The 13,387-nt window shown below is 61.1% G+C and carries 14 protein-coding genes; 6 read left to right on the top strand and 8 right to left on the bottom strand.

Translation table 11 applies throughout. The features are described 5' to 3' along the window. The first annotated feature begins 3 nt into the window (after nucleotides 1-3). Nucleotides 4-993 carry a hypothetical protein gene (locus ACO06F_RS12630; RefSeq protein WP_421693106.1) on the top strand — a complete coding sequence of 330 codons (990 nt, stop codon included), beginning with the start codon at nucleotides 4-6 and terminating at the stop codon, nucleotides 991-993. Here the strand turns inward: ACO06F_RS12630 and ACO06F_RS12625 are convergent. Both ACO06F_RS12625 and ACO06F_RS12620 read right to left on the bottom strand, forming a co-directional pair. Next, entirely contained in the window at nucleotides 966-2,120 is a 1,155-nt protein-coding gene (locus ACO06F_RS12625) for a glycosyltransferase family 4 protein (protein ID WP_421693105.1), read from the bottom strand. The two genes, ACO06F_RS12630 and ACO06F_RS12625, sit on opposite strands and share 28 nt — an antisense overlap. A gap of 36 nt (nucleotides 2,121-2,156) precedes the next feature. Next, nucleotides 2,157-2,909, bottom strand: a complete 753-nt coding sequence (locus ACO06F_RS12620; protein WP_421693104.1) for a phytanoyl-CoA dioxygenase family protein — start codon at nucleotides 2,907-2,909, stop codon at nucleotides 2,157-2,159. Between the two features lie 21 nt (nucleotides 2,910-2,930). Between ACO06F_RS12620 and ACO06F_RS12615 the strand changes: the two genes are divergently transcribed. Next, nucleotides 2,931-3,761 (top strand): NTP transferase domain-containing protein, encoded by an 831-nt coding sequence (locus ACO06F_RS12615; protein ID WP_421696679.1) that lies wholly within the window; start codon nucleotides 2,931-2,933, stop codon nucleotides 3,759-3,761. A gap of 17 nt (nucleotides 3,762-3,778) precedes the next feature. On the opposite strand, the gene ACO06F_RS12610 is transcribed toward ACO06F_RS12615, so the two are convergent. Then, a complete protein-coding gene (locus tag ACO06F_RS12610) occupies nucleotides 3,779-5,407 on the bottom strand; it encodes an ATP-binding cassette domain-containing protein (RefSeq protein ID WP_421693103.1) in 1,629 nt (542 codons plus the stop codon). 173 nt (nucleotides 5,408-5,580) lie between these two features. Between ACO06F_RS12610 and ACO06F_RS12605 the strand changes: the two genes are divergently transcribed. The 4 genes from ACO06F_RS12605 (at nucleotide 5,581) to ACO06F_RS12590 (ending at nucleotide 10,204) form a co-directional block, all read left to right on the top strand. After that, nucleotides 5,581-7,263 carry a glucosamine inositolphosphorylceramide transferase family protein gene (locus ACO06F_RS12605; RefSeq protein WP_421693102.1) on the top strand — a complete coding sequence of 561 codons (1,683 nt, stop codon included), beginning with the start codon at nucleotides 5,581-5,583 and terminating at the stop codon, nucleotides 7,261-7,263. A gap of 240 nt (nucleotides 7,264-7,503) precedes the next feature. Next, a complete protein-coding gene (locus ACO06F_RS12600; RefSeq protein WP_421693101.1) occupies nucleotides 7,504-8,496 on the top strand; it encodes an inositol-3-phosphate synthase in 993 nt (330 codons plus the stop codon). Between the two features lie 8 nt (nucleotides 8,497-8,504). Next, a complete protein-coding gene (locus ACO06F_RS12595) occupies nucleotides 8,505-9,311 on the top strand; it encodes an SDR family oxidoreductase (protein ID WP_421693100.1) in 807 nt (268 codons plus the stop codon). Next, entirely contained in the window at nucleotides 9,308-10,204 is an 897-nt protein-coding gene (locus ACO06F_RS12590; RefSeq protein WP_421693099.1) for a phosphatidate cytidylyltransferase, read from the top strand. Before ACO06F_RS12595 ends, ACO06F_RS12590 begins: the two co-directional genes overlap by 4 nt. On the opposite strand, the gene ACO06F_RS12585 is transcribed toward ACO06F_RS12590, so the two are convergent. From ACO06F_RS12585 to ACO06F_RS12565, 5 genes are all read right to left on the bottom strand, one after another. After that, the gene (locus tag ACO06F_RS12585; protein ID WP_421696678.1) at nucleotides 10,178-10,576 is read right to left on the bottom strand and encodes a MaoC family dehydratase; all 399 of its coding nucleotides are present in this window, start codon (nucleotides 10,574-10,576) and stop codon (nucleotides 10,178-10,180) included. The genes ACO06F_RS12590 and ACO06F_RS12585 overlap by 27 nt on opposite strands. A 17-nt stretch (nucleotides 10,577-10,593) precedes the next feature. After that, nucleotides 10,594-10,965, bottom strand: a complete 372-nt coding sequence (locus ACO06F_RS12580; RefSeq protein ID WP_421693098.1) for a hypothetical protein — start codon at nucleotides 10,963-10,965, stop codon at nucleotides 10,594-10,596. A 3-nt stretch (nucleotides 10,966-10,968) separates the two neighbouring features. Then, the gene (locus tag ACO06F_RS12575) at nucleotides 10,969-12,183 is read right to left on the bottom strand and encodes a beta-ketoacyl-[acyl-carrier-protein] synthase family protein (RefSeq protein ID WP_421693097.1); all 1,215 of its coding nucleotides are present in this window, start codon (nucleotides 12,181-12,183) and stop codon (nucleotides 10,969-10,971) included. Beyond that, nucleotides 12,183-12,458: an acyl carrier protein gene (locus ACO06F_RS12570; protein WP_421693096.1), complete on the bottom strand. Its 276-nt coding sequence runs from the start codon at nucleotides 12,456-12,458 to the stop codon at nucleotides 12,183-12,185. Before ACO06F_RS12570 ends, ACO06F_RS12575 begins: the two co-directional genes overlap by 1 nt. A 68-nt stretch (nucleotides 12,459-12,526) precedes the next feature. After that, nucleotides 12,527-13,261 carry a lysophospholipid acyltransferase family protein gene (locus tag ACO06F_RS12565; RefSeq protein WP_421693095.1) on the bottom strand — a complete coding sequence of 245 codons (735 nt, stop codon included), beginning with the start codon at nucleotides 13,259-13,261 and terminating at the stop codon, nucleotides 12,527-12,529. Nucleotides 13,262-13,387 lie beyond the last annotated feature (126 nt).

Below are 13,387 nucleotides of genomic sequence, written 5' to 3'. Positions count from 1 at the left end.
TTGTTGCAATCGAACACCGCGCTGGCTCCGGGGCAGGATGGCGCAAAGCCTGTGGATGTGGTGATCACCTGGGTCGACGACAGGTCGCCAGGCTATCATGACCAGCTCAAGGCCCATGCCGCAGCAACTGTGGACCTGGACCCATCCCGCACGCGGGACAATCTCGACATCCTGCGTTTTGGGCTCAGGTCACTCGAACGGCATGCACCCTGGGTCAACCGCGTCTATCTGCTGACATGCAGGCCGCAGGTTCCCCAATGGCTGGCCGCCGGGCACCCGAGGATGACGGTAGTACACCATGACGACATCATGCCGGCGAAGATGCTGCCCACTTTCAACTCCTTCGCCATCATCAGCCACATGCACCTGATTCCCGGCTTGTCGGAGAATTTCATCTATCTGGAAGACGACATGCTGTTCTTCCGTGATGTGAGCCGAAGCGATTTCATCGACCAATCGGGAAGGCCTATCGTGTTCGAGCGTGGCAAGCTGACGCCGCGCTATGAGACGATTCGCAATCTCCAGACGGAACGGCCGTGGAATCTCGCGCTTGCCGAATCCAATCGCCTGCTGGACGAAGCCTATGGTCCGGCACAGCGGCGCTATGTGAACCATGTGCCGCTGTGGATTGCCAGGAGCGCCTGGCAAGGCATGATCGATCATTTTCCGGCAGCCTTTGATGCCACGCGCAAGTCGCGTTTCCGCGCTGCCGGCAATGTGGCGCCCGAATACCTCTATCCGCAGTTGCTGCTTGCCGAAGGCCGTGGCGTCAGAGCGGATGAACAGCGCCTCCGTGAAAGTTGCGGCTATGTGCCGCTCGAGGATTTCTGGCCGGTGACCGCCTTTGGCTTCTGGCGCATTGCCAGGCGGCGCCCGAAATGGGTGACGCTCAACGATAATTTCGGCCAGCATCCGAATGGGGTAACGGAGCGGCTGGCGCGCCGCTTCCTGTCATCGGCCCAGCCTCAGCCATCGCGCTTCGAGCGGGCATGATGCAAAATCGCCTCGCGATAGGCCAATTCGAAATCGCCAATCCGTGCGCCCACGTCAAATTGGCGGGCATGGTTCCGGCCCCAATGGCTCAAGGCTTCCACCTCCCGCGGGCGTGACAGGAGCTCGGCAATGCGCTGGGCCAGAGCCACTGCATTGCCAGCCGGCACCAGGAGACTTGCCCCTTCGCCCGTGAGCACGGTGCGGTAGCCTGCATTGTCCGCACCGAGAATGGGCGTGCCGCCAGCCAGGGCCTCTGCCAGCACGATGCCGAAGCTTTCACCATAAAGCGCGGGTGATACCGCCAGCGTTGATTCGGTGAGAAGGGAAACCTGCTGCTGGGGCGACGGAGCGGGAACATAGTCGATCCAGCCATGGCCAAGCTGCGCCTGTGTGGCGAGGACGTCACCCCGCAGGTCGCCATCGCCCGCCAGGACGAAGTGTGGGGATGGAACGCCAGCGGCGAGAGGCACTGTTCCCGTGGCCAGAAGCCTGATCGCCTCAAGCAGGACGTAAACACCCTTGCGGGGCTCGAGCCGCCCGACAAACAGGATACGCGGCCGGGAAACGGCCCGCTTCTCAATGGCGAAGAACGGTGAGAGATCCGTGACCGGCGGAAGCACGATGGGCTGAACGCCGGAAGGTCCTGGCCTGAGATGCGCCATGGGTGAGGAGGAGACCGCAATCGCCCCGTCGAGCTGGGACAGCAGATAACGGCTCAGCACCTTGAACAGGTTTCGCAACACAAACCCGGTTACGCCCTGTGGCGGCGTATCGTGAAACGTTGCAATACCCGGAATGCTCAGCCTACGGAACACCTGCCAGGGCATGAGCGGATCCCAGATGGTATGAAAATGGGCAACATCCGGACGCCAGGAACGAAGATCTTCAAGGAGCGAGAGACGCTCAGCATGCGAAACCCAGCTGACTTCGAAGCGCGTGCCACCCAGCCTTATGCTGCGCATGCCTCCGGCCCGCCGCAGCCCGGGCTGGGGGAACTCCGAACGCCCCGGGGCAAGGATCAGGGTCTCGTGGCCCCGGGCCGTGAGCGCGGCGGCGAGCGCGTGAATGTGCCGCTGCACACCGCCATGCCGGTCCGGATCATATGGGCAAACGAGAAGAAGCTTCATGCCCTGGAAACGTGAGCCGCAGCACGTCCGCGCGGGCTACACCTTGTAGACATAGGCCTGGCCCGGCACGCGCTCGCAATCCGGTGGGAAGCTCATGCGCTTATCCGCGTAGTATTGCTCCCGCCAGTCTCCCTCGGAATTGCGGTTGTAGGTGATGTAGAGAACACGGCGCGGCCCATTGGTGCGGTTGGGGCCCGAACGGTGCGGCGCGAAGGAATCAAAGAAGATCGCATCGCCAGGCGCCGTCGGAATGGCGATGAAGTCCATGCCTCGCATCTGTTCATCGCCCAGCGGCTGCCAGAGATCGCCGATGAGGCCGCGGTTATGGTGGCCCAGCACCATTTCCAGACAGCCATTTTCCAGCGTGCAGGGATCAACACTCACCATGGCCGTAATGTGAAACGTGCAGTAGCGGCCCCAGTCGGCCTGGGCATCCTGATGGGGTTCGAATCCCGCACCTCCGGCAAGCTTGAAATTGATCTTCTCCTTGAACAGCACGGCCTCTTCGCCCAGCAGCTGCGCCATGATGCCCTTCACCTCCGGACCATCGCACATCCTGCGGAAACCTTCATGGTAAGGGCAGAAATTCTCGATGCGCTGGAGAAGCCTTTGGCCTTCGCCGGGGGCCGTCTCGAAATACTTCATCGCCTTGCCCGGCACTTCGGGCCATGCCTCGACATCATCCGTCCAGCCAACGAGATCCGCGAGCGCCTGGCCAGCGAAGAGCCCGCGGATCAAGAGGTAACCACTGGTCCGGAAGTCTTCGATCTGTTGCGGGGAAAGCTGCATGTGGGGCTGCGTAACTTGACAATGTGCACAAAATGCTACACGCCCCCCTGCCTGTCGAGAAAATTTTCTTGTCCTTTCTTGGCTGGCCAAAGCGGCCAGAACACGGGAACATCATTGGTGATCGAGAGAGCGTTGATACTTGCGGCCGGGCGGGGCGTGAGAATGGGGCCGCGGGGCCGCGGAATTCCCAAGGGCTTCATCGAAGTGGGCGGAACCCCCTTGATCGTCCGTTCGCTTGGTTTGCTGGCAGCGGCGGGCATACGTGACGCCGTCATCGTGACGGGACATTTGGCCGAAAACTTCGGCGCGCTGCGGCCTATTCCAGGCCTGAACGTGTCACTGGTGCACAATCCCGACTATGCCGTGAAGGGCAGCTTCGAGAGCCTGCGCGTTGGGCTTGGCCATGTGGCAGCACCGTTCCTGTTGCTCGAATCAGACATCATCTATGAGCCGCGGGCGTTGCAGGCCGTGCTGACGGCGGCACATGACAGTGTGATTTTGACATCTGGGCCCACGGGCGCAGGTGATGAGGTCTATGTCTGGGCCGATGGCCAGGAAAGCGATGCAACGTTCCGCGGCATGTCCAAGGTGAAATCCACGCACGCGGACGTGCCTTTCGGTGAGCTTGTCGGCATTCTCAAGCTGGCCGACGCTGTGGTGCAGCAGCTTCTGTGCAGCGCCGCGGACGTGCCGGCCGATGGCGATTACGAGAGCGCGCTGGTGCGCGCTTCGCGTGAGAGTCCCATCAGCTGCATCAGGGTCAATAACCTGCTGTGGGGCGAGATTGACGATGAGGCCATGCTGGCCAATGTCGAGACCCGGCTGTGGCCCGCTCTTCAAATGAAGAGCTGAGACCGCATATTCCGCGGCTAGCCTGCTGCGTCTGCCATGTCCGCCACGCGTTCCGTGAGCTTGCCGTTCTCGAAGATGATCACACGGTCGCAATAGGGAAGCCACGTAAGGTCATGCGTGGAAACGACCACAGTCTTGCCCCGTTCGCGCAGCCACGGAATGAGGGTACGGAAGAAATACTCCCGCTTTTCGGGGTCTTGGTCGGCCACGAATTCATCGAGCACCAGAATGTTCCGGTCCTCCAGCAGCGCGATGGCCAGGGCGAGCCGCCGCCGCTGCCCTGCAGACAGATCAATCCGGCTGATGCTGTCTCCTGCGATGCTGGTGATGCCGGAGAGATGAACCTTGTCGATCGCAGCATCCGCTTCCGCCTGCTCCACCCCTTCCAGGCCATAGATCTGACGGAAAACGTGGAAGCTGGTAAAGATGGCCGAGAACTGCGAACGATAGATATTCATGTCTTCAGGCGTGAGCGGCTTGCCGTCGAGTTCAATCGTGCCGCGCACCGGGTCGAGAAGCCCAGCGAGCACATTCATGAACGTCGTCTTGCCGGAGCCATTGTTGCCAACCAGGAACACGACCTCCCCCTGGCGCAATTCGAAGTCGAACGGGCCCAGCTCGAAGCTGCTGGTCTCCCGCGAATCATACTTGGCCTCGATTCCGCGCAGTGCGATCTGGCGGAAGGGTGGCACCTTGTCGATCGTGCGTTCGACCACCTGTTCGAAGGGCTCCAAGGCCCGCGCGAGATCGGCAATGCGGAGGTAGGAAACAAGTGTACCGATGACGGATGGATAACTCGTGACGATCTGTTCGAAGGGCATCAGCGAGAACAACACGAGCGTGAGGATCTGGAAGGTAATCACCGAATCCGTCTTCACCAGATAGGGCACGAGAAAGACGATGCCGGCGAAGAGCAGAAATTTGAGCGCCTGAAAGGAAGATTCGCCCGTTTCATAGATCCGGTTCACGCGGATCAGAAGCTGGCGCAGCGTTTCCAGCACCCGGCTGAGATCGCCTTTGAAGCTTTGGCGTCTCGGATAATGCAGCCGCAATTCGCGGAAACCCTTGAAGAGTTCCGACACGCGCTCGAAATAGGCAACCTCGAGAGCGCGGGCATCGGCATTGAGCGTGGCCATCGCCCTTTGCTGCACATGATAGGCCAAGGTGCCGCCCACCATCACCAGAATCACGAAGAAGCCCGCGACGAAGGAATAATAGAAGAGTTGCGGAATGGCGATCGCGAGAAAGATGAAGGAGGGCAGAAGGCCAAGCAGCGTATTGGTGAAGCCCGCGACGGTGCTCACATCCGTCGTGAGAATGTGGTAGAGCGAGCCATGTTCATGACGGTCGAGAAAGCTGGGTTGCACCTTCAGGAGCCCGCCGATCAACTTCAGGCGAACGCTGTTGACGACATAGGTGGTCGCGGCCGTCGTGATGACTTGATAGGCGAAGGACGATCCGATCACCACGACGAAGGTGAGCACGAACAGCGGCAGCCAATGTGAAATTGTTTGATCGATCGGCGCGGCAGCGGCCTTGTTGACCACCAGCATCACGAAGTCGCGCGACAGGCCCGCCGTGAGGGCCAGCGCAAACACCACATATTTCAGGCGCTGTGGCGCGTGCAGCCACAGAAACCTGAGCATCGGCAGCAATTGCTTGAAACTAGCGGTCACGAAATGGGTAGCCAGATTTGTCTCAATGGGTCGGCTGAAGCGTGCGCCCCAGCCTTGCCGGGAATTGCGGCACTTGATAGACAGACTTGCCGATGCCCACAACAGGAAGTTTTCAGAGGGCCTGAAACCGGCCACGGGCGAGCATGAAATCTGACCGGCACAAAACACCGCTGATCGTGACCGCGGCAAGCGAACGCCAGGCCCGCACGCTTTCGCAACTGCTGCTTTCAGCAGAGCGCCATGACGCGCACCGGAACGGCAAATGGATTGTCCAAGATCTTGGGCTATCACCTGTGGATCGCGAGTTCATCGCCCTGCGTTTCCCTTGGGTGAAACGGTTGCAGCAGCCCCACTTGTTTTCACCGGGTGCCGCGAGGGGCGGCAGCATTCCGCTGATGTTAGGGGAAGCAGCGTGCGGCCATGATGGGCCGGTCTTCTGGCTCGATTGCGCTGCAATCCTGAGGGCTCCGCTGGATGCTCTGCTTGCAAAGCTTGAGGAGCGCGGATTCTGGGGCTTGCGCGTGCCAGGCACGCTGCCGGACATCTGCACCATGGACTTGTTTGATGCATGTGAGGTGCCCCTCGAAGTGCGGCACGTACCCGGATGGCATGGAGGCGCGCTGGGTTTCGATACGCGCCACCCTGTTGGCAAAGGCCTGCTTGAGGATTGGATTGCGGCCCAAGGCGGACAAGCGGATGCGGCCACTTTGAACTGCCTTTTAGCGAAGGCGGTCTACACCGCGGCGCTTAACCCAGATGCGGCGGATACCGTCGTCCGTTGGGCCCAACCTTGTGCTGCCATATCGACGGATAACCCCGTGCCGCAATGGATTCCGCTGTGGGCAGACCCTGCCGTTCGCGCCTGGCATGCCGCAGGCAAGGCCGTGAAGAGGCTGTACCACCGGCTGCGCCATTTCGACGACACGCGCATTGACGGTTTCAACCGGCGGCGCACGGAGCATTTTTCGGTGAAGATCCGTCATGTTGGTGAAACCTTCGCGACGAGCATCCCGTCACCCCCGAACGGTTATTTCGCGGACCCTTTCGTTCGTGTGAGAGACGGAAAGACCTGGCTCTTCGCTGAACAGTTCCAGTACAGGGAAGATCGCGGCCATCTGAGCGTGATGGGACTGGACGCCAAGGGCGCGATCACATCCGTGGAAGCGCTCGCCTTCACGCCAGCCTATGCCGCACTCGACTGCCATGCGTCCTACCCATTCGTCTTCGAGCATGACGGCGTGGCTTACATGATCCCCGAGACACATGAGCACCGCGCGATCGATCTTTTCGTCTGCGAACGCTGGCCCGATCGCTGGCAGCTTTCGCGCAGGTTGTTGTTTGGGATCGATGCCGTCGATTCCATGGTGATTCAGCATGAAGGCTCATGGTTTCTGCTGACGTCCGTGAAGGGCGGATGGCCAAACCGCCATCTCGAAATCCATTGCATGGAGAACCTCCTCGAAGCGCCCCTCACCGCTCATCCCATCAATACTTTGGGGCTCTATGGCGAAAGGGCCAATGGAACGGGCCGGAACGCCGGTTTTCTCGGCCCGCAGCAGGACGGAACGCTTATGCGGCTCATGCAGGACAGCCCTCATTACTATGGCGAGGGTCTGCGTCCGATGCGCATTCTGGAGCTCACAAGAGCGACGTTCCATGAGGAACCTGCATCTTTCATTGATCTCTTTCCGGGCTTTGGCCCTGATACATCCTCTCATCACGTCAGCCGGGCGGGAGACATCATTGCCTGGGACGTCCGTGACAGAATGCGCTCGCGGCATCGCACCAAGAATTGGAAGAGAAATCGATTGTCGCGCCGGGGTTGAAACCCGGTGCCGACAGTCTCTCAATGGGAAAATCGTTCATCCACTGTGCACGTCGATTTGGGGGCTTTGGCAACTTGTGTTGCATGTGAAAGTGTGGGAGTGAAGTTTGATCAAAGAAGATTTCTTATTTTGTGAGGATGTGCCTTGATTCGTACGGCTGTCGTAGGCGTCGGAAACTGCGCCAGTTCATTGGTTCAAGGCATTTACTACTGCCGCGCCATGGGTCCATCCGCAGTCGGCGTGCCGTTTCCCCAGCTGGGTGCTTATGTCCCGGGCGACATCGAGATCGTTGCCGCCTTTGATATCGATCAGCGCAAGGTTGGGCGCGATCTGTCTGAAGCGGTTTTCGCCGCGCCGAACTGTACCGCCATCTTTCATAAGGACGTGCCAAAGACTGGCGTGCGCGTGGGGCGGGGCCCCAGCCTTGACGGGATGACGGCATTCCTCGGCAATCAGGCGCCGCATCGCAGTTTCGTGCCGAGCACAGAGGCAGAACTCTCGGCAGCTGAGGTTGTATCCGCCTTGAAAGCGGCGGGCACGGAAGTCGTGATCAGTTTTCTGCCCGTTGGCTCGCAGATGGCCAGTGAATTCTATGCCTCTTGCGCGCTGGAGGCCGGTGCCGCTTTCGTCAATGCGATTCCGGTGTTCCTTGCCAGCAACCCCAAATGGGGCAACGCCTTCCGCCAGAAGGGCCTCCCCATTCTCGGGGACGATTTCAAGGCGCAAGTTGGCGCCACGATTCTGCACCGGACTCTGGCTCACCTCTTTGACATGCGCGGCGCGGTGCTGGACCGGTCCTACCAGCTGAATGTCGGTGGCAATACCGACTTTCTCAACATGATGGATCACGACCGGCTGGTGAACAAGCGCGAGTCGAAAACCGAAGCCGTACAGTCCGCACTGGAAACCCGCCTGACCGACGAGAACGTCCGCATCGGTCCGTCCGACTATGTGCCCTGGCTCAACGATCAGAAAGTGGGCTATGTGCGCCTGGAAGGGCGCCTGCTGGGTGGTGTTCCGATGAACATCGAAGTCCGCCTATCGGTGGAGGATTCGCCCAATGCAGCCGCCATGGCGCTGTCTGCGATCAGATGCGCCCGCATTGCCCTGGACCGCAAGCTGGCAGGCCCGATCTGGGAGGCATCCGCCTTCCTGTTCAAGCATCCGCCGAAGCAGGTGAAGGACGAGGACGGACAACGTCTCCTGCTCGACTTCGCTGAAGGCAGGCTCTGACGCCAGCCATGACGGAGCATGCCGTCATAACCGGAGGAAGCAGCGGCATCGGGCTCGCCATTGCGAAGCTTCTCGCCTCGCGGGGGATCGCAATTTCCCTGATCGCCCGCAACAGGGACAAGCTGGCTGCAGCGCAGGCTGCCGTTCTGGCCGCGGCAACTGGTGCTGCCGAAGTCCAGAGCTTTTCGGCAGATGTGCGTGATGCCGCAGATCTGAAACAGGCGGTCGAATCCGCAAGCGCCAGCTTCGGCACTCCAAGCTGGGCCATTTCTTCGGCGGGCATCGTGCTTCCCGGCCTTTTTGCCACCCAAACCTTGAGCGACCATGAGTGTCAGTGGCGCACCAATTATCTGGGCTCGCTGCAATTCGCCCACTTCATGTTTCCCTATCTCGCCAAGTCCGGCCAGGGAAAGCTCGTGCTCATCGCGTCCGGAGCGGCCTTTGCGGGGATCTACGGCTACAGCTCCTACGGCCCCACAAAATTTGCCGTGCGCGGCCTAGCCGAAAGCCTTCGCGTGGAGTTGAAACCGCATAATGTATCCGTCACCATTGCCTTTCCCGGTGACACGGACACGCCGCAATGGCGGGCTGAACTGCTGGCACGGCCGAAGGTCACGAGCCAGCTGGCAAATGGCGGCGGCGTGTTGAGCTCCGATGCCGTTGCGAAAGGTATCGTAGCCGCGGCCGACCGGGGTGATTTCGATGTGACCTTCGGCTGGCAATTGCGGCTTCTGGGGCGGACCCACAGCCTGATCGGACCTTTGCTTCGGCACTATCAGGACTGGCTGGTGAGGCGCGCCGGCGAACCGACGTGACGAACCATCTGACGGTTGCCGGTTTGGTCGGGGTGATTGGCTTTGCCTTCGCCGTGGGTGCGGCCCTCCTGATGGTCCTCAACCTCTTGCCCAAGACGCGGCCAGCTGCGCGGCAGCTTTGGCCGTTGCTGGCGTCCGAAGCGGTTATACTTCTGGCTGGCGCCCTGCCCTGGCTGTTGCCACCCGCCCTGCTGTCCCTTTGCTTGCTGATCGGCGCGGCGCGCCTGGGGTTTGAAAGCGGAACGGTTTACAGCAAGATCGCCGGCAGACGGCTCGCGGCAACTGGCCTGTGGGCCTTGTCCATCTGTGCCTTGTTTGCATGGTTTGCAGAGACCTCTACGATCATGAAAGCGGGCATCTCGCTTCTCATCATCGCGGCAGCCTCGACCGCCTCTGGCCGCCGCTGGCCACAGGGAAAGGTCCTCGCCAGTTTCATCATTTTTCCACTCTTGCCGCTGGTGGCCTTCATTCATGCCGCGGCAGATCCCCGGCTGGTGCCCTTTCTTCTCCTGGCCTTCCTCCTCGTCGAGATATTCGACAGCTTCTCGCTTCTGGGTGGGCGCCTCTATGGCAGGACACCGCTGGCGCCCCGCCTCAGCCCACGGAAGACTTGGGAAGGTTTCGCCACCGGCGCTGCGGCCCTCTTCGGGACAGTTCTGGCATTGGTATTCGGGCTCGACCTTGGCTTGGGCGCCATGCTGCTGTCCGGACTGGTGATTTTCGTGGCAGCTCCGGCAGGGGACTTGCTCGGGTCACTGCCCAAGCGCCGCGCCGGCATCAAGGACTACCCGCCCGTAATGACGGTGCAGGGAGGCCTCCTCGATATTGCCGACTCATGGCTCGTGGCAGGCCCTTGTCTCGCCGGACTAGCCTTCCTGCTGGGCTGGGTGTGAGGCACACAACACCCGAGCCTCCGCAACGGCGAGGATTTTACCCTCCTCCGAGGTTGCAAGAAGCCTGAGATGAAGCACGTGCCCGTCTTGGCCGAGCAAGCGGGCAGAGAGGGTAATGCTGCAGCCAAGCAAAGCCGGCGCCACAAAACGCACACTAAATGCCAGGATGCGCGCGCCGGGAATGCGCTCGAGGAATGTTTCGAGCCGGGCAGCAAGGAACATGCCATGCAGGACGGGCCCTGAAAAGCCAGCCCGCCTTGCAGCAGCTTCACTCAAGTGCACTGGGTTCAAATCCAGTGAAGCCGCGGCAAATGCCGCAACGGCGTCTGATCCGATGCTGCCAGTCGCAAGAGAAACGGGAAGGCCTGGCATTTCCTCAGGCATGCGGATCATGCCGCCACCAGACGGATGTCCGAAACGAATGTTGCGGTGGGCTCTTCATCGCCAATCCGCAGCCTCTGCTCGATGCGGATCCGGTCACCGGCGAGGCGCGTGAAGCGCAGATCGCAGATATAGTCCACCCCGGCGCAGAGATCGCTGCGTGCTGTCACCTCCTGGCCCAGGTGAATGCAGAGTCTGCCCTGTGCCAGGTCTTTCAGGGCAGCCGCAACGTGATCACTCGCAAGGGCCCGCAAACCCATGGCGAAGGGAACGCGCGTGCCCGGCTCCCCCAGTGCCGCGCGGTAGGAAACGACGTGCTCCGGTTCGATGCGGAAGGGAAACGGTGGCAGCACGAGTGTGCCGCTGGTCTCATGATGCATGGCTCATGCCTTGCGGATGACGAGGCTCGCGTTGATGCCGCCGAAGGCAAAGGAATTCGACATGGCGGCGGCAATCGGGAGGCTGCGGGACATGTTTGGAACGGGGTCAGGAATGCAATTCTTTTCAGGACCGGTCCAGTTGATCGTCGGCGGTGCGACCCCGTCTCTCATGGCACAGACCGTGACGACCATTTCGAGAGCACCGGCCGCACCCAGCGCATGGCCATGCACCGGCTTGGTCGAAGATACGGCGATGCACCCGAGGTCAGGGCCGAAGACCCGCCACATGGCTTCGCTCTCAGCCCTGTCATTGAGAACCGTTCCGGTTCCATGGGCATTCACATAGTGAATGTCTGAGGGTTGAAGCCCGGCATCTGCAAGGGCCGTTTCCATGGCACGGGCCGCGCCATCGGCATTCGGCCGCACGATGTCTCCGGCGTCACTGGTGGTCCCATAACCGGCGAGCTCCGCATGGGGCCGGGCATGGCGGGCTTGGGCTGCCGCTTCCGTTTCGAGCACCAGCAAGCCAGCGCCTTCGCCCAGAACCATGCCATCGCGCCCCGCGGAAAACGGACGGCAGAGTCCTTGCGTCATAACGCGCAAGGTCTCCCAGGCTCTGAACGTCGCGGGCGTTATCAGACATTCGCTGCCACCAACGATGGCGCGGTCCGCAAGACCCTGGCGCAGCAGCATCATGCCGAGGCCAATGGCCTGATTGGCGGACGAGCAGGCGCTGGACACTGCGAGCGTCAGGCCCTGCGCCCCATGCGCCATGGAGACATGAGATGCCGCGGCATTGGGCATGACCTTGGGGATCGTCATCGGATCCGCCCGCTCATGCGTCTGGTAGAACTTGTAATGTTCGATATCGGAGGTCGAGGCGCCACCGATCCCGCTCCCGATGATGACGGCCGTGCGCGGGCCAAGGGGGGCACCTTCAGGCCAGCCCGCGTCCGCCAGCGCCTCGCGTGCAGACAGCAAGGCCATCTGGGCAAACCGGTCGGTGGTGCGGAGTGTTTCGATCGGGAAGTGGGGCGCAGCGTTGAAATCGCTCAGGTGAGCTGCCTGCCTGACCAGCTGGTTTGCAGTTCGCGGCAGGTCAAGGGTGCAGACCCCAGATCGTCCATCACGTGCCGCGTGCCACAGTGCGCTCACCCCGAGCCCGAGCGCACTGACGGCCCCCATGCCGGTGATGAAGACGCGCGGACCCGATTTCATCAGCTGCGCGGCTTGTCCATGTGCGGACGGATCGCGGCCAGAAATTCTCCGACGGTGCGTGAGTCCGAAAGCGAACCATCGACCGGAATATAAACGCCGAACTCTTCCTCAATGGCCATCAGCATGACAATCACGTCAGCAGAGGCAATTCCGAGGCTGTCGAGTGTTGCGTCTGGCACGAGCTTGGCACGATCAACCAGGCCTTCACGGGACACGATTGCGAGAAGCCTGTCCTCAATGCCGCCAGAAACCTCCATGAGCTCGTAAAATTCCAATTCTCAATCGTGAACGAAGCGCAATCTAGAAAGGACAGCTTGCAATGTCTATAGAAGTTTGCCGTGTTTCACGCGCGTCCGGCGGGCTCATCGAGCAGCCGCTGTGAGGCGGTTTCAATGTCCTCGATGAGTTTCTGGCGAAAGGCGGCACGTGGCAGCCGCGACGGAATCGCGGGCAGAAACGCCAGCACGATATGCCCGGGATAGGGAAACAGCGCACGGGCGGGCCATACCCGCCCCGAGTTGACCGCCACGGGGATGCATGCCGTCTTCAGGACGCCATAGAGCACATCAACACCCGGCTTGTAATCCGGGGCTGCACCAGGACTGCGGCGGGAACCCTCCGGAAAGATGACGACAGGACGCCCATCGTCATGGGCTCGCCGTGCTGCCTGCAGAAGCTGCCGCGCCGCATCGAGATTGCCAGACCGGTCGGCCCCAATGTGGCCGAGCCGCCGTTGCACCCAGCCGATCAGCGGCACCGACAGCAGTTCCCGCTTGGCGATGATCGCGGGATCGCCAAGAACATATTGCAGAAACAGCGTTTCGAAGGCGGACTGGTGCTTGGCTGCGACCAGAACGGGCCCCTTTGCCCCTGCCACATCGCCCCGAATCTCCCAGCTTACCCCTGCGATCACGCGCAGCAGTCCGAGGACAAGAAACAAATAGGATGTGACGATGGCCCGGACCCAATGTCTTGGCAGCAATATGGCTGGGAGGAGGAAACTATAGCTAAGGGTGAGAACCGCAATCAGAAACCAGAACACTGCAAAACGCAGCGGACGCAAAGGTCCACCGCGCACTGTGCTTGGATCGCTCTCCCGCGCGCAAGGTGGCTGGGTCCGCGACGGCGGCTGGTCATACTTTCGCATTCATCGTCCTGCGCTCCGCTTCCGGCGAATTCTAACAGTTCCATAAGAACTATGCGC

It is taken from the genome of Aestuariivirga sp. (assembly GCF_965227715.1).
GTDB lineage: Bacteria > Pseudomonadota > Alphaproteobacteria > Rhizobiales > Aestuariivirgaceae > Aestuariivirga.
This window is presented reverse-complemented; position numbering and strand designations above follow the sequence as displayed.